Annotated in this window: 21 protein-coding genes and 1 pseudogene; 16 read left to right on the top strand and 6 right to left on the bottom strand. The window is 39.5% G+C overall.

Going from position 1 to position 21512, the window contains the following annotated elements:
• Positions 1-256: 256 nt before the first annotated feature.
• From HNQ56_RS23525 to HNQ56_RS23510, 4 genes are all read left to right on the top strand, one after another.
• A complete protein-coding gene (locus tag HNQ56_RS23525; RefSeq protein ID WP_429150925.1) occupies positions 257-655 on the top strand; it encodes a helix-turn-helix domain-containing protein in 399 nt (132 codons plus the stop codon).
• A 22-nt stretch (positions 656-677) separates the two neighbouring features.
• Complete coding sequence (locus HNQ56_RS23520) at positions 678-2621, top strand: helix-turn-helix domain-containing protein (RefSeq protein ID WP_429150923.1); 1944 nt, start codon at positions 678-680, stop codon at positions 2619-2621.
• Between the two features lie 417 nt (positions 2622-3038).
• Positions 3039-3671 (top strand): helix-turn-helix domain-containing protein, encoded by a 633-nt coding sequence (locus HNQ56_RS23515; protein WP_429150921.1) that lies wholly within the window; start codon positions 3039-3041, stop codon positions 3669-3671.
• A gap of 294 nt (positions 3672-3965) precedes the next feature.
• Positions 3966-5261: a LysM peptidoglycan-binding domain-containing protein gene (locus HNQ56_RS23510; RefSeq protein ID WP_429150920.1), complete on the top strand. Its 1296-nt coding sequence runs from the start codon at positions 3966-3968 to the stop codon at positions 5259-5261.
• Positions 5262-5353: 92 nt separating this feature from the next.
• On the opposite strand, the gene HNQ56_RS23505 is transcribed toward HNQ56_RS23510, so the two are convergent.
• From HNQ56_RS23505 to HNQ56_RS23480, 6 genes are all read right to left on the bottom strand, one after another.
• On the bottom strand, positions 5354-7336 hold the full coding sequence (locus HNQ56_RS23505) for a DNA polymerase (RefSeq protein WP_429150932.1): 1983 nt from the start codon (positions 7334-7336) through the stop codon (positions 5354-5356).
• A complete protein-coding gene (locus HNQ56_RS23500; RefSeq protein ID WP_429150918.1) occupies positions 7333-7860 on the bottom strand; it encodes an NUMOD4 domain-containing protein in 528 nt (175 codons plus the stop codon). The genes HNQ56_RS23505 and HNQ56_RS23500 overlap by 4 nt, the downstream gene beginning before the upstream one ends.
• A gap of 69 nt (positions 7861-7929) precedes the next feature.
• Positions 7930-8493, bottom strand: a complete 564-nt coding sequence (locus HNQ56_RS23495) for a DUF2815 family protein (protein WP_429150916.1) — start codon at positions 8491-8493, stop codon at positions 7930-7932.
• Positions 8494-8506: 13 nt separating this feature from the next.
• On the bottom strand, positions 8507-9622 hold the full coding sequence (locus HNQ56_RS23490; protein ID WP_429150914.1) for a DUF2800 domain-containing protein: 1116 nt from the start codon (positions 9620-9622) through the stop codon (positions 8507-8509).
• Complete coding sequence (locus HNQ56_RS23485) at positions 9615-9965, bottom strand: hypothetical protein (RefSeq protein WP_429150913.1); 351 nt, start codon at positions 9963-9965, stop codon at positions 9615-9617. The genes HNQ56_RS23490 and HNQ56_RS23485 overlap by 8 nt, the downstream gene beginning before the upstream one ends.
• Positions 9958-10122, bottom strand: coding sequence for a hypothetical protein (locus HNQ56_RS23480; protein ID WP_429150911.1), 165 nt, complete (start codon positions 10120-10122; stop codon positions 9958-9960). The genes HNQ56_RS23485 and HNQ56_RS23480 overlap by 8 nt, the downstream gene beginning before the upstream one ends.
• 260 nt (positions 10123-10382) lie before the next feature.
• On the opposite strand from HNQ56_RS23480, the gene HNQ56_RS23475 reads away from it, so the two are divergent.
• The 12 genes and pseudogenes from HNQ56_RS23475 to HNQ56_RS23420 all read left to right on the top strand — a co-directional run bounded on the left by HNQ56_RS23475 (position 10383) and on the right by HNQ56_RS23420 (position 21475).
• Positions 10383-10799: a DUF7768 domain-containing protein gene (locus HNQ56_RS23475; protein WP_429150909.1), complete on the top strand. Its 417-nt coding sequence runs from the start codon at positions 10383-10385 to the stop codon at positions 10797-10799.
• Positions 10796-11401, top strand: coding sequence for a PDDEXK family nuclease (locus HNQ56_RS23470; RefSeq protein ID WP_429150907.1), 606 nt, complete (start codon positions 10796-10798; stop codon positions 11399-11401). Before HNQ56_RS23475 ends, HNQ56_RS23470 begins: the two co-directional genes overlap by 4 nt.
• The gene (locus HNQ56_RS23465; RefSeq protein WP_429150905.1) at positions 11402-13768 is read left to right on the top strand and encodes a virulence-associated E family protein; all 2367 of its coding nucleotides are present in this window, start codon (positions 11402-11404) and stop codon (positions 13766-13768) included.
• A 151-nt stretch (positions 13769-13919) separates the two neighbouring features.
• Positions 13920-14207: a VRR-NUC domain-containing protein gene (locus HNQ56_RS23460; RefSeq protein ID WP_429150903.1), complete on the top strand. Its 288-nt coding sequence runs from the start codon at positions 13920-13922 to the stop codon at positions 14205-14207.
• A pseudogene (locus tag HNQ56_RS23455) lies at positions 14204-15572 on the top strand (SNF2-related protein). Before HNQ56_RS23460 ends, HNQ56_RS23455 begins: the two are co-directional and overlap by 4 nt.
• 56 nt (positions 15573-15628) lie before the next feature.
• Positions 15629-15946, top strand: coding sequence for a hypothetical protein (locus HNQ56_RS23450; RefSeq protein ID WP_429150901.1), 318 nt, complete (start codon positions 15629-15631; stop codon positions 15944-15946).
• A 1-nt stretch (position 15947) separates the two neighbouring features.
• Positions 15948-16364: a DUF722 domain-containing protein gene (locus tag HNQ56_RS23445; protein ID WP_161840266.1), complete on the top strand. Its 417-nt coding sequence runs from the start codon at positions 15948-15950 to the stop codon at positions 16362-16364.
• Between the two features lie 118 nt (positions 16365-16482).
• Positions 16483-16842 carry an HNH endonuclease gene (locus HNQ56_RS23440; protein ID WP_429150931.1) on the top strand — a complete coding sequence of 120 codons (360 nt, stop codon included), beginning with the start codon at positions 16483-16485 and terminating at the stop codon, positions 16840-16842.
• A gap of 114 nt (positions 16843-16956) precedes the next feature.
• The gene (locus HNQ56_RS23435; protein WP_429150930.1) at positions 16957-17532 is read left to right on the top strand and encodes a P27 family phage terminase small subunit; all 576 of its coding nucleotides are present in this window, start codon (positions 16957-16959) and stop codon (positions 17530-17532) included.
• 159 nt (positions 17533-17691) lie between these two features.
• A complete protein-coding gene (locus HNQ56_RS23430) occupies positions 17692-18945 on the top strand; it encodes a site-specific DNA-methyltransferase (RefSeq protein ID WP_429150899.1) in 1254 nt (417 codons plus the stop codon).
• Position 18946: 1 nt separating this feature from the next.
• Positions 18947-19531 (top strand): HNH endonuclease, encoded by a 585-nt coding sequence (locus HNQ56_RS23425; RefSeq protein WP_429150897.1) that lies wholly within the window; start codon positions 18947-18949, stop codon positions 19529-19531.
• A gap of 12 nt (positions 19532-19543) precedes the next feature.
• Positions 19544-21475 carry a DNA cytosine methyltransferase gene (locus HNQ56_RS23420; RefSeq protein ID WP_429150895.1) on the top strand — a complete coding sequence of 644 codons (1932 nt, stop codon included), beginning with the start codon at positions 19544-19546 and terminating at the stop codon, positions 21473-21475.
• The last annotated feature ends 37 nt before the right edge of the window (positions 21476-21512 follow it).

The following is a 21512-nucleotide window of genomic DNA, read 5'->3' as shown; positions in this document are numbered from 1 at the left end:
CAGCCATTTATACCCCGGAAAATATGAAGTTTTCAACGTTTTTTAAAGGGCGGTGGAATTTAGTCCTGCGCTGGAATTTACTTTTTCAAGTCAGCTTAAGATAAAGAAATCAAGGGATAATAAAATCAAATATTTTTCGTAATGTTTGTCGAATGATAAGAAAAAATATGGACTGTAATAATTTGACAAGCCTTGAGAGCCATGCTAATATGTAAGCATAAAAGCATACATAATAAGAAAAAGGTGGATTAAATACATGATGGATCATTTTTTACCAAGCGAATGTTACGGATCGTTTGGAGAATATGTAAAAGCACGCAGAGAGGCGCTGGGTAAGTCGATACGTGGGCTTGCTCAGGAACTGGATATGACCCCGGCATATCTGAGCGATATTGAAAAGGGAAATCGCTATGCACCGGAAAAATATCTGAGCAGAATGATTGAGATGTTGTGTATTACAGGAGAGGATATCAATCTCTTCTATGAGCTTGCAGGAATAAGCAGAAATGGTGATTTTCCAGACTTAGCAGAGTATATAGAAAAAATGGAGATAGTTCGCATTGCGCTACGCAGAGCTCGTGACCTAAATATCTCCAAGGCACAGTGGCAGGATTTCATCGATGAAATTAGTGGTACAAATAAAATAAAGGAATAGGACACCAATGATCTAACAACTTATGACGGTATTATATCAACTAAATTTCATACAGAGAAAAGGGGTGAGCGTCTTAGCAGGTAATCGTTCATTTACAGACTATGTTGCAGATAGATTTGAAAATGACTTATTCAATGCCATTCAAAGCTATGTTGAAGAAGAATATAATAATTTAGATTTAAGGCTTTATAGAGTCCGAAATATCGGTAGCATAGAGCTATCAGATTTAGAGGTCAAGTCGGTATCTATTAATGACTTGCCGGGTATGAGAATAGAGTGTGATGTTGTTGTAGCAACAGAATTAGAAGTCCGTGAATCAGATTACCATTATGATGAGACTGAAAATTGTACTCAATGGTTTATACTGAAGTGCTCTGGAGATTTGGATTCCAATTTGGATGATTTCTCGATCTCTAGTGTAGCTGAATATATTAGTAAAAATAAGCAATCAAAACCTCTGTCGGATTCACTTGTTCCTATCATTACTAAGGATGAACTTGAAACCGTTGCTACAGACTTCCTGCGGAGGTATTACCCTGAGGCACTGAAAACCCCTATAGCAGTGGAACCACATATTTTAGCAGAAAAAATGGGGCTTTCTATAATTGTGAGAGACATTACGAAAGACTTCTCAGTATTTGGACAAATATACTTTCATGGATGTGATGCAGAGTTTTATGATAAAAGTAATGATAAAATGGTACAAGCCCAGGTAGAAGCACGTACTATCTTAGTTGATCCGAAGGCATATTTCCTTCGCAATCTTGGTTCCGTTAATAACACCATAGTACATGAATGCGTACATTGGGATTTACATAGAAAAGCATTTGAACTAGAACGGTTATATAATAGCAGTGCTACACAGATTAAATGCCAGGTAGTTGGTGGCATAAAAGACAATGATAGAGATGCAACCGGATGGATGGAATGGCAGGCAAATTCACTAGCCCCAAGAATTCAAATGCCACTTGCTCCATTTAAAATGAAGGTACATGAATTAATTCGTAAACATCGAGATGAAATAGGAAATATTCACTTGATTGATATGATGGAATGCATCATTGATGAGATAGCGCTGTTTTATGGTGTATCACGATGTGCGGCAAAAATAAGAATGGTTGATGTGGGTTATGATGAAGCAATTGGCGTTTTTACCTATGTTGACGGCCGTTATGTCAGACCCCATTGTTTTAAGAACGGTTTTATTCGAAAAGATCAGACATTTTCCATCAGTATAAAAGATGCATTAATTGAAAGTGCATTTAATCCAGAACTAAAGAAGAAGATAGAAAGTGGGAATTATTTATTTGTGGATTCTCATTTTTGCTTTAATCATCCTAAATACATTACTGTAAATGAACAAGGAGAAACTGTATTAACTGACTATGCTAGATTCCATATGGATGAATGTTGCCTAGTCTTTGATTTGAGGATTAAGTCGCTCAACAAATATGGAGAGGAGTTTTTTACAGAATGCGTTCTCTATAGGGATGCAGCTTCAAATATAGTTTTTGAAGCCCATTACTCATCAGACAATAAGGATAATCCAAACCAAGCAAACATGATAAAACAATATAATACAGAGTTACTGAATGTTGCTAGAATGTTACCAGCAACGTTTTCGGGAACACTGAATGCTTTAATCGATTGGTCTGGGATGACAGAAGAGAAGTTGGCGGAGGCAGCAAGCATTAGTGAGAAAACGATTCAAAGATTAAGAAATGACGAGCCAGATAATGTTACAATAGAAACAGTGGTTCAGTTATCAATTGGTATGCAATTACCACCCGTATTAAGCAGTTGTTTATTAAAGGCCTCAGGAAAATCTTTTATGATGACGGAGCAGCACATCATGTATCAGTTCCTGTTGAATGCCTGTTATACAAAATCTATTCATGAGTGCAATGTTATGCTGGAAGAACAGAAATTAAAGATGCTTGGTAGACAGAACAGAACTTCATCATAATTTTATTTATTCTAGTTGGGACATGCCATGTCCGTCTATATTCATTATTCAAGAACAAAATAAATCTTATAAATATATAAAGGGTCATGAAAATAAGCAAAAATACTTGTTTTCAGGGCTCTTTTTTTATTGCTGCGACAGCAAAAATAGGACATCCCATGTCCGAGTAATTTTGGCTGTCAAACTTTAAAATTAGAGCGTAAATAAAAAATTCATATAGACCTGACAGAGCGCTGGGAAGGTGGATATGACCATATTGCTTTGAAGTAGCTGTCATTATGACAGTTATGGAAAAGCAGATGGAAGTACCCTAAATTTCCTGCGCTCTTTCTCTTATGCCTGGTCCTGGGATGCTTCTGTCCGTGGTCAAATTGTACCAGCCTTACTCGGTCTTTCGGTCGGAAAGAGAGACAATCTATGAAAAATGAAACACAGGAAATCAGAGTAAATGAGGAAAAGGTATTAATCCCAATGATTATCGACAGGGCTTCTATCGAAGAGTATGGGATGATTGCGGGTGTTAAGAGATCTCAGATCAGAAAATGGAGAATCGGTAACAGATTAGTGGATGTGGTGTTGGTTCCAGGAACTAAGGTACAGTACGATGCCGTGATGAGCTCCTATTCAGCGGAGTTTAAATCAGAGGACCGTGACAAACGCTGCGAGATAAGCAATGGAAAAGGGAAACTGATCCGTTGCCCGGAAAGTAAAAAATGCAGTCAGTGTTCATATGCCAATTCATTGGACAAGAAAAAATTTGGTACATTAACCTTCAGTTGCCTGGCAGCAGAAAATGATGAGGAAGAAGAGACAGATTTCGAAGCGGCAGCACCAGCTACCTATGGCTCGGCAGATATCTATCTGAGAATGCTGAATGAACTAATCAATCGTGTACAGGAAATTGATCCGAATTATGGTCGAATTCTTCAGATGTTATCGGATGGATTCAGCCATAGGGAAATTGCAGATCAAATTGGCGTTGGAAAGAGTACGGTTACGGATAAAGTAGCAAAGATGAAAGCAATCATAATGGATTACTGGATAATATGATTTCATAGAGAAATAACTGGGGTTAAAACTCTGTAAATAACTTTCAATGATTATATTAAAGGACTGATGTTCTGCATTAGAACAATTTATCCTAGCGAACAATATAACAGAAAATTGATGGTATGTCCAAAGGCTTGGAAAATATGACTTTCTGAGGTGTCATTATGATTTATTGATTTACAGCCGTAACCTTTAATATTCTTTTTAAATAATGATTTTTAATATTAAGAGAATTCAATTATTTCAAGTCAACTTCATATAATAGTCTTAAGAGCAAAGAAATAAGGAATTATTATGAAAATACATGTTGTACAAGAAGGTGAAACTATTCAATCAATAGCTGCTTTATATGGCGTATCGGTTGATTTAATAATTTTAGTTAATGGAACAGTAGCAACAGGAAACTTAGTTCCAGGGCAGGCTATTGTTATAACATTTCCAGAGAAAACCTACATTGTTCAAAATGGTGATACATTGCTGGATATTGCGGATAGCAACGGTGTCACGGTATTAGAATTGCTGAGAAATAATCCTTTTCTTGCAGACAGACAATATATTTATCCTGGTGAAACACTAATTATAAGTTACGGTAAAAAAATCCGTAATGTCACGACAAACGGCTATGCTAGTGCATATATAAACAGGGATACTCTTAGAAAAACATTACCATATCTAACCTATCTCTCCGTGCTCGGATACAATGTAACAGGCAATGGAGAAGTTACTGATGTTGATGATACGGATATACTGCAATTAACAAAAGCTTATGATGTAACACCGTTATTGATTATTAATACTTTATCAACTCTGGGTCAGACAAATGTAGAGAATGCATTCAAAATACTAAATAATGAAGCTAATATGGATAGACTGATTGATAATATGGTAGCTATTCTTAAAAAGAAAGGTTATTTCGGAATAAACATAACATACGAATTATTATCAAATTTGACACTGTCTGCATATGAAAATTTTAATACAAAAGCTTACAGTCGTTTTAAAAAAGAAGGGTTGTATTATTTAGTTACAATATCGCCTAATATTATTTTTACTGCCACCGAGATTACATTTGAAAAGATCAATTATGCAAATATTGCATCACAATCAGATGGATTAGTTGTATTAAATTATCTTTGGGGTTCCTTTCTGGGACCGCCTGCTCCAGTTGTATCAATTACAAAGATTAATGAATTCCTTGATTATTTGTCTACCATGGTGCTTCCGGGAAGATTAGCGTTAGGTTTGCCTTTGATAGGCTATGATTGGGAACTCCCTTATACGGTCGGGCTGTCAAAAACATCTTCATTATCTTTAGATTCTGCCATAACTCTTGCCAAACAATACAATGTGAATATTCAATATGACATAATGTCCCAAACACCGTTCTATATTTATAATACACAATCAAACGAAATACCGGTAGAACATATTGTATGGTTTGTTGACGCCAGAAGTATGGATGAGAGCATGAAAATCGTAACAGAAAGAGGCTTAAGTGGAAGTGGTTTATGGAATATTATGCAATTCGTTCCGCAGCTTTGGACAGTTATTAACACCCAATATGAAATTGAACATATACCAATAAGTTAATTATTTACTGTTATCGCTCATAAGGAGGAAGTCATATTCCTCCTTATGGATCTTTATTGTGTAATCCTTCTTATCTTTGCTTCCATTTTTTATTAATCTTTTCTATAAAACATCGTCTCATAACCATCGGCTCTTAACAGCAGACCTTTTATCCATGGAGGTGTTCTTCCCATCTGCTCACAGATATTATCCAATGATTCGTTCATTGGACATTCTATGATTAATTCGTCATGGACATGACCACAGATATGTCGCTTGCTAAGTGTTTGCATAGCATAACTAAGGATATCCCTTGAGATGGCCTGCACTACATTTTCCACAAACTTGGCACCAAACGATTCGATGCGTTCCCATTTTTTTGCTGTACCGACACCTTCGTAGGTTACAGCTTCTCCTCCGAACCGATTTGTGCCAATCTTGGGTTTTACATAAGTCAGTTTTCTGCCAGATGGAAGTTTGATGAAGAGCATACCGCTTTGATAAATAAAATAAATACCATGAGTTTCTGTAATCGTTTTTTGTACAATAGCAGTTTTGACTGCAGTATCGACATCCCACCAAAGCTTAACAATATTGGGGTTTGAATATCTCCATGCATCAACCAGGGGTTGTAATTCCTCTTCAGTAATTCCCATATCTAAGGCTCCCATGGATTTAAGAGCACCACACGCACCACCATACCCTAATGCAAGTTCAGCTATCTTGCCTTTCTGGCGAAGATGACTGTTCTGACCATGCTTTTCAACCGGGACACCAAACATCGCAGATGCACTGGCACAATAAATATCCTCATTCTTAGCAAAGACTTTATTTCTCCAGGACTCCTGTGCCAGGTGTGAGAGAACCCTTGCCTCGATGGCGCTAAAGTCTACTACAACAAGCTTATATCCGGGTCTGGGCACAAAAGCGGTACGGATAAGTTCCGACAAAACTTCCGGTACAGAATCATAAAGCATTTCTAAAGCTTCAAAGTTGCCGCTTTTAACGAGACCTCGGGCTTGCTCCAAATCAGGTATATGGTTTTGTGGTAGGTTTTGTAATTGAATAATACGACCTGCCCATCGGCCACTACGATTTGCTCCGTAGAACTGGAACATTCCTCTTGCCCGACTGTCAGCGCATACGGCATTTTGCATCGCCTGATATTTCTTAATACTTGACTTGGCAAGCTGCTGACGGAGTGTGAGAACATCGGCTAATTCCTGTGGAGCATCCTTTAACATATCCGCTACAGCCTTTTTGCCAAGAGTGTCCATTTCCATTCCATTGTCCGATAACCATTGTTTCATCTGCAACACAGAATTAGGATTATCAAGATTTGTGAGTTTCTTCATTTTTTCCGAGAGTTCTTCTTTTGACCGTTGATCCATCTTTATTGCCTGTTCAACAATATCGGTATCGATGAAAATTCCACGGTCATTGATTTTCTGGTCAAGATGATATTCCACCCATATAAAATCCGGTACAGGGTACTTTGCCAGCTTATTCTGTATCGACAGTTCAACTTCAACATCCCTTCGATTATACGAGAGAAAGGTATTCCATTTAGTCAGATCATGCATAGGAAGATTTCGAGTGCGGGCACCATTGGATTTCGTGGGTTTGCATGGAACACAAAAATAGCGAATGAGGTCTTTTCCTTCTTTCATTTTCTGTTCTTCCAATCCAAGCACTGCTCCCACACCTTCAAGAGATAATGGTAATCCAAGATATGCCGACCATACCATAGAGCATCTCCACGAGGATGGATCTAAATAGTTACCGACCGTGTCATCACTGGTACTGTAGCTACTGAAATATTCAGGATAATTTCTTCTAAGCCATTCAGACAAACAGATACGTTCAAAAGCAGCATTATATGCCCACTTTATAACTTCTTTGTCTGATAGAGCAATGATTACCTCTGTAGGAACTTTCTCATTATTTGCTAGATCGATAACGACAACCTCGCCACCATTGATGGAGTACGCAAAGAGAAGGATTTCGAAGTTGGGCGATTCTGCATATTTGTACATACCGCATTTCTTTAGATCCACATCAGAATATGTTTCGATATCGCAACTCATATATTTTATTTCAGCCATCCAAAACTCCTCCCTAATTTGATGCGAGATATTGTTGATGAAGAAACACCATACATACTAGCAAGCTCAACTCCTGTAATTCCACAGGATAAGCCAAAACGAATATTTTCAACATCGTCAGTCGATAATTTTCTCCATCGCCCCCCATCTTTATATACATCAAGAATATTTTCTGTACGTGTACCATATCGGAGATTGCAGACACGATTATCGGTAGGAATACCATTTTCGTGGAGAACTTCACAACCGTTAGGACAAGGACCTAAGAAGGTTAATGCAATTAATTGATGTACTGGTTTCCCAATGCCACCACGTCCTAATACTACAGAAACATGACCACTTTTACAGAATCGTCCTGGCTTTAAGATTCTGCCGTGAATCATTTTGTAAAAATCATGTCCTGTGAAATGACATTTACCCCTAACTAACCGATCTAGACTTTTAATACGTCCCATTGTGCTTGCCTGATATTTTCCTTCAAACCCAGGTATGTCTTTCCATATTTCTTCTATCATATTCACCATCCTTAATGTAAAAGGGCGGCAGCATAGCCACCGCCCCAGTCAGAGATTAACGGGATACATCTATGAAAGAAAATCATCATCGTCATCTGTAGAAAAATCATCCTCTGCACGAGACTTACCACCCAAAGGTTCTCCGTCTGAAATTTTCTGTAGATTATTTAAACCACACGCAATTCCACGATTTCCATTTGAATTGAAGGCGTATAAGTTGATGGAGGCTCTGCCATATACTCCTGAATAAACTTCAGAACGGTCAAGGATTGGATTGCAATTTGCATCAACAATACCCGGTGCAGTAGCACTATTGGCATTGATGAAATATGCATTTGCATAAGTAGGGTCATCTGGTCTTTCTACATCGCCATCACGAAGAGGAGTTTTAAGAACGGAAAGAGCAGGTACTGTTTTACCATTACCCTTTAACTTTGACTCACCTTCCTTATACGCTGCTTCAATGGCTGTCTTTATTAGCGCAACTGTCTTGGTATCAGACTTTGGAATTATAAGGCTAACGCTATACTTCGGTGTACCTCCATTGATTGACTTTGGATCCCATGCATTGCAGTAGCTCCATCTTGTCTGCGGGCCTGTAATTACTTTCGTTGGATTTGCTAATTTTGACATAGTATTGTCCTCCTTATTTAAAATCAATTTGTGCTGTATTAAATTCCGGACGCTTATCATTCTCTGGAACGAGAGTTGGTTTACCTGGCGCCTTCATTACAAGGCTTCCTAGAACTTCTTCGAATCTCTTTTTACCAAGTATGGAAGTCATGGCAGTAATACCTAAGAGCTTATTTTCATATGGATCAAAACCTGCTGATGTGACTGCATCTGCAACTGCCTGTTCATCGGTGTATTTTCTGGTGGAACGTCCCTCAACAACTTTAAAGCCATCATACTTTGTGCCACTAAGTGCTTGTTGTAATGCATATTCCTTTATGTCATTGACCCAGGAGACAAGGTTATCTACCTTGGTGAGAATAACACTTATTTCTGTGTCATCTAAATTGGGAGGCATCTCAAAGTCGTACTTTGCTAGTTCAAGGTTGTACTCGGCACGCTTACGACAGGTAGCCTTAATCTTACAGAACTGGCAGTGGTCACCGGCCTTAAATTCACCCTCACCCGCATAGGCCAGTTTTGCGATAGGAGAGAGTACCTCATTACCCCAAGTTATTAGTTCTTCCTTTGACAAGGTGTAGGTGCTGATATTGTCCCTTCGTGGTTGGAAGATTGTCATCTTAACGGTATCGATATCGTAGATACCATCGAAGAGTTCTATAGCTCCAAGAGCATAACACATCATCTGTGGGTTCTCTTCAGCTGACACCAGTATTCCAAGTCCGTGTTTGTAATCGATGACTTGAAGAATACCATCAGCAACGATTACACTGTCACCGGTACCGAACCCGCCCTCTACATATCTAGAGAAATCTAGACGCTGTTCAATTAATACCACAGGGTCAGAGCAATTGTGCTTTGCCTCTTCTAGTTGCTCCATGACAAAAGTAGCATATTCTTCAGCACAGTTTTCCATCTCCCCATTGTAGTAATCCAAATTCTCCGTAGGGTCTTTTGTGTTTATGCCAAGGGCCTGTTCTAATTTAAACTGACAGAGGCTATGTGCATCCGTACCTTCTTGTGCGTAAGGACTGGATTTGTTATCCTCTTCAGCACATAACTTTGCTGAAGGTGGGCATTGAAGCCATCGGTGACTGGATGAAGCGGAGAGTAATGCATGCTTAGGCATTTCCAAACACCTCCGCATCTGCGAGTAAAGCTTCATAATCAGTCGGATTAATGTCGGACAGTTTATCAGCTCCATACTTTAAAAGTAGTGCTTTGACATCGGCTGTGTATCCACTGCGGGACTTCTCCGCAAGGATTGCTCGGACATCCGTAAGAGAGATTGATTTCTTTGCAGGTGCTGGTGGTACTTTTGTCGTAGCCTTCTGATTCTTAGGCTTACTTGTAGCTTTTTCTTCTACATCCGTAGAAAAAAGTTCTCTTAGAGTATCTGAAATTCCAATTAAGATTTCACCACATCTTTTTAACTCATCAAGTTCCGCGGATAGTTCGTTCATCTTACTCATGTTTGTTTTCTCCTTCCTTGTTTGCTTGTTTTTGCTCGGTTAATTTCCTTGCAAGTCGCCTTGAAATAACACTGATTGCGATTAGTACATCAGCAAGCTCTTCATCTAAACCGATGTCTTGTCTGCTATCAGCACCTGCAGTGGTTTCAGACTGCATAAGTAGCACCGCCTTTCCGAGGGTCTATTAACTCTCTAATCTCCTAAGGACAGAAGTCTGAGCTTTGGACGGATTTTCTTAGAACTTTTTGAAAATCTTTTCTGACTCATAGCCCTCTTACTTCCTAAGGACAGAAAAAGTAAGGTTGGACGGAAATTTATCTAAAAAAATATAAAAATATCCGTCCAAAAGCAAGGGTTCTGTCCTTAGGAAGTTAGGGGGATATTTTGTCCTCGAATATTTTTGAAGGAGGTGAGACCTTGGGTATTAGCTTGTATAACGCAGAAGGCTACAAAGACCCTGTTCCTTTTGAAGCGATCAATGGCATAGAGCGTGAAGAAAGAAGGAGGAATTACAGACCACTTGTTTATATTTGCTCTCCATATGCCGGAAATGAAGAATGGAACACCATGAAAGCTAGAGAGTATAGCAGATTTGCAGTAAACAAGGGAGTAATACCAATTGCCCCACATCTGTTGTTTCCGCAATTTATGGATGAAGCCACCGAGAGGGAATTAGCCATGTTCATGAACATGGTACTGCTGGGAAGATGTGCAGAGTTGTGGGTGTTTGGAGGAAGGATATCGGAAGGTATGGCAGCTGAAATTCTAAGAGCCAAACGAAAACGCATGAGAATCCGTTATTTTACGGAGGACTTTAAGGAGGTAGCGAAATGACTGATTTAAAAGTAATACAGACATATTATAACGGTTATTTATTTCGTTCGAGGTTAGAAGCTCGCTGGGCAGTATTCTTTGATGCCTGTGGAGTGGAATATGAATATGAACCAGAAGGATATGACCTTGGAAATGGAATGATGTATCTTCCTGATTTTCTGCTTCATGGTGTTGATGGTAGAAGTAGCGGAGACCTCTATGTTGAAGTTAAGGGTCGGATGAATGATAACGATGCAAGGAAGATAAATCGTTTTGCAGAGTTGGGAATGGAGAGCGAATATTGTGAAAAATCAAAAACAGCAATCCTAGTAGTAGGTAAAATACCGGATGGGGATTGCATCAGAGATATCATATATTACATTGAGGATAGAGCATACAGTGACCATAAACATTGGCCAAATGAGTTTAACTTCCGTACGATTGATGGGGATTATTTCGCTGCACATCCAGGTATCAATCATAATGGAAAGTTTGAATTGTTTGGTGATGATTCCAGTTACCTTGCGGCAATGGATCCTATCAGAACTGAGAAGGCTTATCGCCTGGCTCGTTGTACAAGGTTTGAACGTGGGGAAAAACCACATTTGACAGGGGGAATCTAATTGCGAAATTTAGCGATTGCATATGGAAACAGTCGACAGACAAAGAAATGGGTAAATAAAACAATTACATTTGATGAGTTGAAGGAGAGACTGAAGGTTACAATTCGAACAATGGAATCAGTAGAAGAATATACACTCTTTAGTAAGGCTCAAAAGGATAGTGTAAAAGACCATGGTGGTTTCGTCGCTGGAGCGTTAAAAGATGGCCAAAGAAGAATTGATACTGTGGAATTGCGATCAATGATTACTTTGGATGGTGACAGGATAGATAGAGATTTTCTTGATAGCTATGAGTCTATGGCTCCATATTCCTCTATTCTTTATTCCACCCATAGTAGTACTGAGGATAATCCGAGAGTGCGACTTATCTATCCACTGAAAAGGGATGTGACACCAGAAGAATTTGTGGCAGTATCGAGGTACTTAGCACAAATGCTTGGTATTGATTATTTTGACGAATGCTCCTATAAACCGAATCAGCTGATGTACTGGCCAAGTACACCTTCAAATGGTGTGTTTGTCTATAAAGAAGTAAATAAGAATTGGTTGGACCCCGAAGATATTCTAAAAGCTCATCCGGAATGGAAAGATCCTACGAGATTACCGACATCCTCAAGGGAAAGTAAGGCGAATACAGTTCATATTCAAAAAGTGCAAGATCCACTTGAAAAAGAGGGTATAGTAGGTCTGTTCAACCGTGTGTACTATCCAATCGACCTTGCCATTAACGAATTTTTGCAAGATATATATGAGCCTACGGATAAAGAAGACAGATACCACTTTATTGAGTCAAGCAGTATGGCAGGTGTTGAGATTAAGGAAGATGGTAAATTTGTGTATAGCCATCATGCCAAAGACCCGGCATATCTGAAACTTTGCAACGCTTTTGATATTGTCCGCATCCATAGATTTGGGGATGATGATGAGAAAAAATCCTACCAACAGATGTGTGAGTTTGTCATGTCTTTGGAAAAGGTAAAGCTGTTTGATCTTGAAGAAAAAAGAAAACAGGTGGGAGAAGATTTTGTGAACGATATAGACTGGCGGACACTACTTCGTTATCAACCAAGAAGTAAGGTGCTGGAAAACAGCGTATGGAATGCAATGCTGATACTTAACAACGATGAGGACTTCGCTAATTTCGCCTTCAATGAGATGGCAAATCGTATCCAGATTACTGGTCCTGTACCATGGGAGCGTCCAAGTGGCAACGAATTCTGGAGAGATGCGGATACAGCACAGTTAAAAGCTTTGACTGATGTAAGATACGTTCCATTTTCAAGCAGAAATCATGATGTCAGTTTTATGAAAGTTGCGGATGATAGGCATTTTCACCCGATTCGAGATTATCTTAATCAGCTTCCAGAGTGGGACGGAATCAAGAGGCTGGAAAATCTACTAATCAAGTATTTCAATGCGGATGATACACCATATGTTCATGCTGTTACTAGAAAGACTTTTGTAGGAGCGGTAGCAAGAATCTATAAACCTGGAACTAAATTTGATAGTGTTTTGGTGCTAGACGGAGAGCAAGGTATTGGAAAGAGTACCTTTTTCAAAGATTTAGTTGGAGATCAATATTACTCCGATACACTTTCTCTTACTGATATGAATGATAAATCTGGAGCTGAAAAGTTACAGGGCTTTTGGTTTGTTGAGATTGCAGAACTTGCTGGAATGAAGAAAGCGGACATTGAGAAGGTAAAAGCCTTTGTATCCACCACCGATGATAAGTACAGACCAAGCTACGGTAAGACTGTGGAAAGCCATCCAAGGCAGTGTATTATCATTGCCTCTGTTAATGGTGAGAGGGGATATCTTCGTGATATTACAGGTAACCGCCGTTTTTGGGTTGTGAAATGCCATCGACGGGAACAGATAAAGACCTGGAATTTCTCTGAACAAGATCGTGCACAGATATGGGCAGAAGCAAAGTATTATTATGAAGCAAATGAAAAATTGTATCTGGAAGGTGACATGCTTCATGCAGCAGAGGCTGCACAGCGAGAGGCAATGGAAGTGGATGAGCGGCAGGGCATGGTTGAAGAATATCTTGATATTCTTTTACCAGAGAACTGGGATGAGATGGACATTTATGAAAGGCGAAATTACATTACGGAGAGAAATGCACCGACTACTGTAAAAGGTACCGTAGAACGTAAGATTGTAAGTAACGCTGAAATCTGGTGCGAATGTTTCGGTCGAAGCCTATCTGATTTAAAACCATCAGACTCTTATGCGATAGCTGCACTAATGACCAAAATTGACGGTTGGGAACGAACGACAAAAGTGAGAAAGCGTTCTGCCTATGGTAAGCAACGACTTTATATGAGAAGTTGTTGCCAGACAGAAAACACAGATAACTAAAGGCTTTAGGGGCTATAAGCAACAACTGTAACAACTAATACTTATATATACAAAATGGTTTTTAACTAAAGGGAATAGAGCCTTAACGCCCGCGTAGTAATTATAGGAAATACTGTTGCCAGTTGTTGCTTGTTTCCCGATTGGAGGAAAAATGAGAGAAAAAACGATAGAACAGAAGCTGGTAAAAGCAGTAAAACATATGGGAGGCATTGCACCAAAACTTGTAAGTCCAGGTTTTGATGGTATGCCAGACCGTATTGTACTTCTACCTTATGGAAAACTCGGTTTTGTAGAGGTAAAAGCAGTGGGAGGTAAACCAAGACCACTGCAGCTTGCTAGACACAGAATATTAAGGGAGTTAGGTTTTAGAGTGTATGTACTTGATGAGGAAAAGCAAATCGAGTCGATATTACGAAAGATTGGAGGTGATGCCTTATGAAGTTCATACCACACAATTATCAGAAATATGCCATTGATTATGTAAAAGAGCATGATGTTTCAGCATTGTTATTGGATATGGGCCTCGGTTGACAAAACAGTGATAACATTAACTGCTGCAAATGATTTGTTATTTGACAGTTTTGATGTACACAAGATCCTTGTTATCGCACCATTAAGAGTAGCACGTTTTTCTTGGAGTAGCGAAATAAATAAATGGTCGCATTTAAGTCATCTGATTTATAGCGTAGTAGTGGGTACAGAATCTGAACGATTGTCATCACTGAAAGCAAAGGCAGACATTTATATCATTAACCGTGAAAACGTACCGTGGCTTGTTGAATCAAGCGGTGTGCCCTTCGATTTTGATATGGTGGTTGTAGACGAGTTATCTTCTTTTAAGAACCATCAGACAAAACGCTTTAGAGCTTTAATGAAGGTAAGACCAAAGGTCAAAAGAATTGTGGGACTGACCGGAACACCAAGTACGAATGGATACATGGATTTATTTGCAGAGTTTCGTCTCCTTGATATGGGAGAGAGACTTGGTCGTTTTATAGGTCAGTATCGTAATGCATACTTTAAGCCAGATAAGATGAATGGACCGATTGTTTATAGCTATAAATTACTTCCAGGAGCAGAAGAACAGATTTATAAGAAAATATCCGATATCACGATTTCTATGAAATCTAAGGATTATTTGAAAATGCCCGAGCTTGTAAGTAGTAATTATGAAGTGTATTTGGATGAGAAGGAGAAGGCGAGATATGAAGAGCTAAAAAAGGATTTAGTGTTACAACTAGGTGATGGAGAGGTCACTGCTGCAAATGCAGCTGCTCTTTCAGGAAAGCTGTGTCAAATGGCAAATGGTGCGATTTATACGGATGATGGCACAGTCCTTGAAATTCATGATAAGAAACTGGATGCATTAGAGGATATTGTTGAAGCTACCAATGGCAAACCGATATTACTAATTTACTGGTTCCGACATGACCTGGATAGAGTAACAAAGAAGCTAGTAGATCTTAAGGTTCTATTTGCAAAACTGGATACCGATGCAAGTATTCGGAAATGGAATAATGGAGAATTACCCGTCGCATTACTTCATCCAATGAGTGGAGGACATGGCCTTAACCTCCAAAATGGTGGTTCTACGATTATATGGTTTGGTATGACGTGGTCCTTGGAACTGTATCAACAAACGATAGCAAGGTTATGGAGACAGGGGCAGACTGAAAATACCGTAGTGGTGCAGCACATAGTAGCCAAAGGAACGATTGATGAGAGAATTTTAAAAGCATTGTCAGAAAAGAACAATACACAATCCGCATTAATCGATGCTGTAAAGGCTAATCTGCAAATCTGAGACAATCTGAGTAAATCCGAGTGGAATAAAAAATTCTAAAATCGGAGGTACTATTTATGTACAAAAATAGGCAAGTTAAACCTTTTATAGTTGAAGATGGATTTTCCAATCTAGCAAATGCCATTATCATACAGGCAGTTAAGGACTACCGAGAAGCAATCCATTTCCTAAAACACCATCCACATACTCCTGATCTAGATACTGAGGAAGCGAAAAAGGATATTCGAAAGGTTACTCTGCTAAATAATATCATTAAAAATGAAGGAGAGCGGGATGATGTAGAACGCTTTTTCCGTTCCGGTTGGTTTGGGGAGCTCACTGCTCTGGATGGTGATGTGCTATTAAAGCAGATTCGTGAAATGGAGGTGGGCTGATATGACTACATTAGATTTCCTTAGCCAAGCCTACCGACTTGACCTTCGCATTGACAGTAAGCTTGAACAGCTTGCTTCCTTAAATGAACTAGCAACAAAATGCACCTCTACCATCAGTGGTATGCCTCGCAATCCCAACCATAGCATTTCTTCTATGGCAAATGTCGTTACAAAGATTGTGGACCTTCAAAGAGAAATTGATCGTGACATACATCAGTTAATGGACATTAAGCGGCAGATTGCTGCTAGTATCAAAGCAGTAGAAAATAAGGAATACCAGACTTTGCTTGAGCTTCGTTTTCTTTGTGGCTGTACATGGGAGGAAGTTGCTATCAAGATGGGCTATAGCATTCAGCATACTTATCGAATGCGTGATAGAGCATTGAAGAAGGTTGTTGTTAATGCAAGTGGAGAGTAAAGGAGAGTTGATGTTATTACAGAATATAGTATAATGGTATTATAGAAAGTAATGACACAGGCCACCGCAGGAGAGATCTTTGGTGGCTTTTGTTATGCCCAAAAGTGAGGTGAAGCAGATGCCAATGAAGCCTAAGCGACCCTGTTCATATCCTAGTTGCCCTGAGTTAACAGACGGACGGTTCTGTGAGCACCATCAGAAAAAGGAGAACCAACGATACGAGAAGTACGACAGAGACCCTGCTGTACGCCGTAGGTACGGAAGAGCTTGGAAGCGCATTCGAGATAGTTATATTGCAGCACAGCCCCTTTGCGAGGAATGTAAGAAGCAAGGAAGGTTGACACCAGCAAATGAGGTGCATCATATCTTACCACTTTCAAAAGGTGGAACTCACGATAAAAGAAACCTGATGGCTCTTTGTACACCTTGTCATTCGGCCATCACTGCCAGAGATGGAGATCGTTGGGGAACCAGGTAGGGGGATATGAATCTCTACAACTTAACATTTGTGCAACGGGCGTGGGGCATCACGCAAAAAAAGTCCAGTTCAAACGGGGGATTAACCCCTGCAAGTCAAGAAAGGAGCAAAAATGTGGCGAAAGACGGAACGAATAGAGGAGGTAGACGAGTTCGTGCAGGTGATAAGCCACTACCACTTTCTGATAAAATAGCAAGCGGCAAAGCAGCAAAGATATTAGAGGTACCAGACCTACAGCCTGAAACCGTATTTAAGATTGATGAACCAGAGGGAGTCGTAGAATTGTACGGAGAAGATATGCCCGCTCCGAGTGATTACCTTAGTGTAAAGCAAAGGGATGGTAAACCGTTAGGGGCAGATTTATTATACACCGAAACTTGGAAATGGCTGAAAGAACGTGGGTGTGAGAAGTTTGTTAACCCTCGATTGATTGAAGCTTATGCGCAAGCATTTACCCGTTATATCCAATGCGAGGAGGCGATTAGTACATACGGACTTTTAGGAAAACATCCAACAACAGGTGGTGCTATAACAAGTCCATTTGTACAGATGAGCCAATCGTTTCAAAAGCAAGCAAATCTTATTTGGTATGAGATTTTTGATATCGTAAAGCAGAATTGCACGACATCATTTATTGGAAATCCTCAGGATGATATTATGGAGGCTCTTTTATCAGGAAGAAAGAGGTAGGTAGCATATGACTCTAATTATATTCTTAAAGCATTTAAAAAAGCAAAGAGTAAGGTTAACCACGCAACAGTATAAAACAATACGTGGGCAAGCATTAGCTGGCGATGTTGTTGGTGCAAATAAAGGACTGTATAAACTTTTGGAGAGGAGATGCGAATAATGCAGATAGAAAAAAAGAAAACAGCAGAATTGCTCCCTGCAGAATATAACCCTCGTAAGGACCTAAAGCCGGGGGATCCAGAGTATGAGAAATTAAAACGCTCTTTAGAAGAGTTTGGATATGTTGAACCCATTATATGGAACAAAAATACAGGTAGAATTGTTGGTGGTCATCAGCGTTTGAAAGTGCTGATAAATATGGGGATTACCGAAGTAGAATGCGTAATCATTGAAATGGATGAAGAAAAGGAAAAGGCTCTTAATATTGCACTTAATAAAATAAGTGGAGATTGGGATAAAGATAAACTAGCTCTTCTAATCACAGATCTGCAAGGTGCAGACTTTGATGTATCGCTTACAGGTTTTGACATAGGAGAGTTAGATGATCTGTTTAGTGGTATTAATAAGAGTGAAGCTGTTGAGGATAACTTTGATTTAACAAAGGCTCTTGAGGAAGCAGCGTTCGTTGAAAAAGGTGATGTATGGACTGTTGGCAGACACAGGCTTGTGTGTGGTGATGCAACTGAAGCCGAGACAGTAAAAAATCTGATGAATGATAGAAAAGCAAATCTTATTCTTACTGATCCCCCGTATGCCGTGTCCTTTAAGAGTTCAAGTGGGCTAACTATCATGAACGACAGTATGAAGTCGGAGGAGTTTTACAATTTTCTGCTGATGTCCTTTACCAATATGGCAAATAGCCTTGAAGACGGAGGCTCTGCATATATATTCCATGCTGACACCGAGGGTTTGAATTTCAGAAAAGCATTTGTTGATGCGGGGTTTCACCTAAGTGGTGTATGTATTTGGGCGAAAAATAGCTTTGTTATGGGCAGAAGTCCATATCAGTGGAAACATGAACCTATTCTCTATGGCTGGCTGAAAAGCGGTAAACACCGCTGGTATGCCGGACGTTCAGAAAGTACGATATGGTCCTTTGATAAGCCGAAGAAAAATGAGAACCATCCAACTTCAAAACCAATTGATTTATTGTCTTACCCCATCAAAAATTCATGCCAGGTAAACGGTTTGGTTCTTGATTTATTTGGTGGGTCGGGAAGTACACTGATTGCTTGCGAACAAACAGATAGAATTTGCTACATGATGGAGCTTGACGAAAAGTATGCATCTGTCATACTTAGACGCTATGTTGAGTTTAAGAAGAATAGTGATGATGTAACGGTTGAGCGCAATGGTAAGGTTCTGTGTTATGCAGATGTAGCAAAGGATATTAAAGGAAAGGATAGGGATTAGGGTGGGAGCAAAAACAAATCGCTATTGGTTTTCTTCTGATGGAAAGACAGGTTTCGGTATTGTAAGCACAGGTGAAATATTTATTTTTGATACTGAGGATTTTAATATAATCAAAGATATTCCTTGGTATCGTTGTAATAAGAGCGGTGATTCAATAAACTATATTGGAAATAAGCAAGGAATATGCATACACAGATTTATTTTAAATTCTCCAAAGGGATATGAAATTGACCATATCAATCATAATCCACTTGATAACCGTAAAAGCAATTTGCGAATTTGTACTCATCAGCAAAACCAATTTAACCAAGGGCTACAGAAGAATAATACATCTGGGGTGTCTGGAGTCAGCTATTATTCACCAAGAAATAAATATCGTGCAAGGATTAAATACTGTCAAACGGATATTCATCTTGGCTATTATAAGACTTTTATGGAAGCTGTACAGGCGAGAAATGAAGGAATAAAAATCTTATTTGAGGAATACGGCATTTACAACGATGTTCCAGAGGCACCGCCAAGAATTAAAGAGTTAGTGAAAGATAAATGCAGTCGCTTTGTTGATAAAGCGGCTGTTTTTATTTGAGGTGAATGCAGAATGAATAAACTAACCCTCGGCTCACTCTTTGATGGTAGTGGGGGATTTCCCTTGGGAGGTATTCTATGTGGTATTAAACCTTTATGGGCATCTGAAATTGAACCATTTCCAATCAGGGTTACAACCAAACGTATCCCACAGATGAAACATTATGGAGATATCAGCAAACTAAACGGCGGGGAGCTTCCGCCTGTAGATATAATTACTTTCGGTTCTCCTTGCACGGATATGAGTGTAGCAGGGAAAAGAGCAGGTCTGGACGGAGAACAATCCGTCCTTTTTTATGAAGCAATCCGAATTGTTAAGGAAATGAGGTGCAAAACGAATGGGCAATATCCAAGATTTATCGTGTGGGAAAATGTCCCCGGAGCATTCTCTTCAAACAAAGGAGAGGATTTTAGGGCAGTCCTCGAAAGCATCACAGGGATTAAAGATGAAACCATATCTATTCCTAAGCCTAACAAATGGCTTAGTGCAGGAGAAATCGTGGGAGAAGATTACTCCATCGCCTGGAGAACAATTGATGCGCAATACTGGGGAGTACCCCAAAGAAGAAAACGTATCTACCTTGTCGCAGATTTTACAGGTAGGAGTGCCGGAAAAATATTATTTGAGTCCGAAGGCTTGTCAAGGTATTCTTCGCAGAGCATCAAGCCTTGGAAAGGAATTACCACCTATGTTAAAGATGGCACTGGAGAAACAGGCACAATCTGCTTAAATGACCAGGGTGGGAATCGTATGGATGTGACGGAGGATATGACTTGCACCCTTCGAGCTAAATCAAACCACCCTCCACTGGTATTTGAAAATCACTCCCAGGACAGTCGCTATGTGGGACCGCTTAAAACAGTACAGACAGTTCTTGCCACGTTTGGTACGGGTGGTAATAACCAACCTTTTGTGATGGAAACACCAAAGACATTAAAAATACGGTGTGGCTGTGAAGGTGGAGGTAAAGGAGCCTTAATACAAGATAATAAATCTGCTACGATTTCTTGTAATAACGATCAAACCTTATTTGTTCCTACTGCTTATGGAATTTGTTCTAAGGATAGCAACTCAATGAAATCTGATAATCCTCACAGTGGTATCTATAAGGCAGAGACTTCACGTACGGTGGATTGCAACGGTGGAAATCCATCCTGTAATCAAGGTGGTATTGCTGTGGTTGCTTTGCAAGGATCGATGATTGGGAGAAAAGATTGTAATGGACCACGTGGGGAAGGTATGAGCGAGGACATTTCTTTCACATTAAATACCGTGGATAAGCATGCTGTAGTCTATGCCATTGATAGAGAAACCTTTAATTGTGGTCAGAACTTTGCAAGAAACTTAGGTATAAACAATGAAGGAATCGCTTCAACACTAAATGCGCAGGGACCGAGTGCAATAGCAACTCCAACCTATTCATCCAGTAAGGCATCCTTCTTTACCAGTGTAGAAACAGAGCTTGCAAATACACTTGTGGCTACAGATTATAAGGACCCACCTTTGATTAATGTTGTAAAGACAGCATCTGGAAAAGAAGTGTTTGGAACACTTGCTGCCAGTATGAGTTCCAAGCAGTGGCTTGGTAATCAGGAAGCCTTTAGTGGTGATTATCATATTGTAGAGCCTGAGTATATTGTAAGAAGGCTGACACCTACAGAATGTGCGAGACTTCAAGGATTCCCTGATTGGTGGTGTAGTGATCTTGAAACAAAAGACCCTACGGAAGAAGAAATTGCTTTCTGGATGGATGTCTTTGAAACACATAGAAGAATAATAGGGAAAGCTAAGAAACCAAAAAGTAGAAAGCAAATTATCAAATGGTTGCAACGTCCTCACTCGGATTCAGCGGAATATAAAATGTGGGGCAATGGTGTTGCTCTTCCTAATGTAGTATTTGTGCTTTCAGGTATTGATTATTACACACAAAATAATAATGACTAATTCCACATTATTAACTTGCAATTATGTGCCTTTAGAG

The sequence above is a fragment of the Anaerotaenia torta genome (genome assembly GCF_050433395.1).
Lineage (GTDB): Bacteria > Bacillota > Clostridia > Lachnospirales > Lachnospiraceae > Mobilitalea > Mobilitalea torta.
Note: the sequence above shows the minus strand (reverse complement) of the source record. Positions and strands in the feature narration are given on the sequence as shown.

Excerpts from the sequence above, each read along its gene's own strand:
- HNQ56_RS23525 (WP_429150925.1), top strand. The coding sequence starts at position 257 with ATGATGGATCATTTTTTACCAAGCGAATGTTACGGATCGTTTGGAGAA.
- HNQ56_RS23520 (WP_429150923.1), top strand. The coding sequence starts at position 678 with ATGACGGTATTATATCAACTAAATTTCATACAGAGAAAAGGGGTGAGC.
- HNQ56_RS23515 (WP_429150921.1), top strand. The coding sequence starts at position 3,039 with ATGAAAAATGAAACACAGGAAATCAGAGTAAATGAGGAAAAGGTATTA.
- HNQ56_RS23510 (WP_429150920.1), top strand. The coding sequence starts at position 3,966 with ATGAAAATACATGTTGTACAAGAAGGTGAAACTATTCAATCAATAGCT.
- HNQ56_RS23500 (WP_429150918.1), bottom strand. The coding sequence starts at position 7,860 with ATGATAGAAGAAATATGGAAAGACATACCTGGGTTTGAAGGAAAATAT.
- HNQ56_RS23495 (WP_429150916.1), bottom strand. The coding sequence starts at position 8,493 with ATGTCAAAATTAGCAAATCCAACGAAAGTAATTACAGGCCCGCAGACA.
- HNQ56_RS23490 (WP_429150914.1), bottom strand. The coding sequence starts at position 9,622 with ATGCCTAAGCATGCATTACTCTCCGCTTCATCCAGTCACCGATGGCTT.
- HNQ56_RS23485 (WP_429150913.1), bottom strand. The coding sequence starts at position 9,965 with ATGAGTAAGATGAACGAACTATCCGCGGAACTTGATGAGTTAAAAAGA.
- HNQ56_RS23480 (WP_429150911.1), bottom strand. The coding sequence starts at position 10,122 with ATGCAGTCTGAAACCACTGCAGGTGCTGATAGCAGACAAGACATCGGT.
- HNQ56_RS23470 (WP_429150907.1), top strand. The coding sequence starts at position 10,796 with ATGACTGATTTAAAAGTAATACAGACATATTATAACGGTTATTTATTT.
- HNQ56_RS23460 (WP_429150903.1), top strand. The coding sequence starts at position 13,920 with ATGAGAGAAAAAACGATAGAACAGAAGCTGGTAAAAGCAGTAAAACAT.
- HNQ56_RS23450 (WP_429150901.1), top strand. The coding sequence starts at position 15,629 with ATGTACAAAAATAGGCAAGTTAAACCTTTTATAGTTGAAGATGGATTT.
- HNQ56_RS23445 (WP_161840266.1), top strand. The coding sequence starts at position 15,948 with ATGACTACATTAGATTTCCTTAGCCAAGCCTACCGACTTGACCTTCGC.
- HNQ56_RS23440 (WP_429150931.1), top strand. The coding sequence starts at position 16,483 with ATGCCAATGAAGCCTAAGCGACCCTGTTCATATCCTAGTTGCCCTGAG.
- HNQ56_RS23430 (WP_429150899.1), top strand. The coding sequence starts at position 17,692 with ATGCAGATAGAAAAAAAGAAAACAGCAGAATTGCTCCCTGCAGAATAT.
- HNQ56_RS23420 (WP_429150895.1), top strand. The coding sequence starts at position 19,544 with ATGAATAAACTAACCCTCGGCTCACTCTTTGATGGTAGTGGGGGATTT.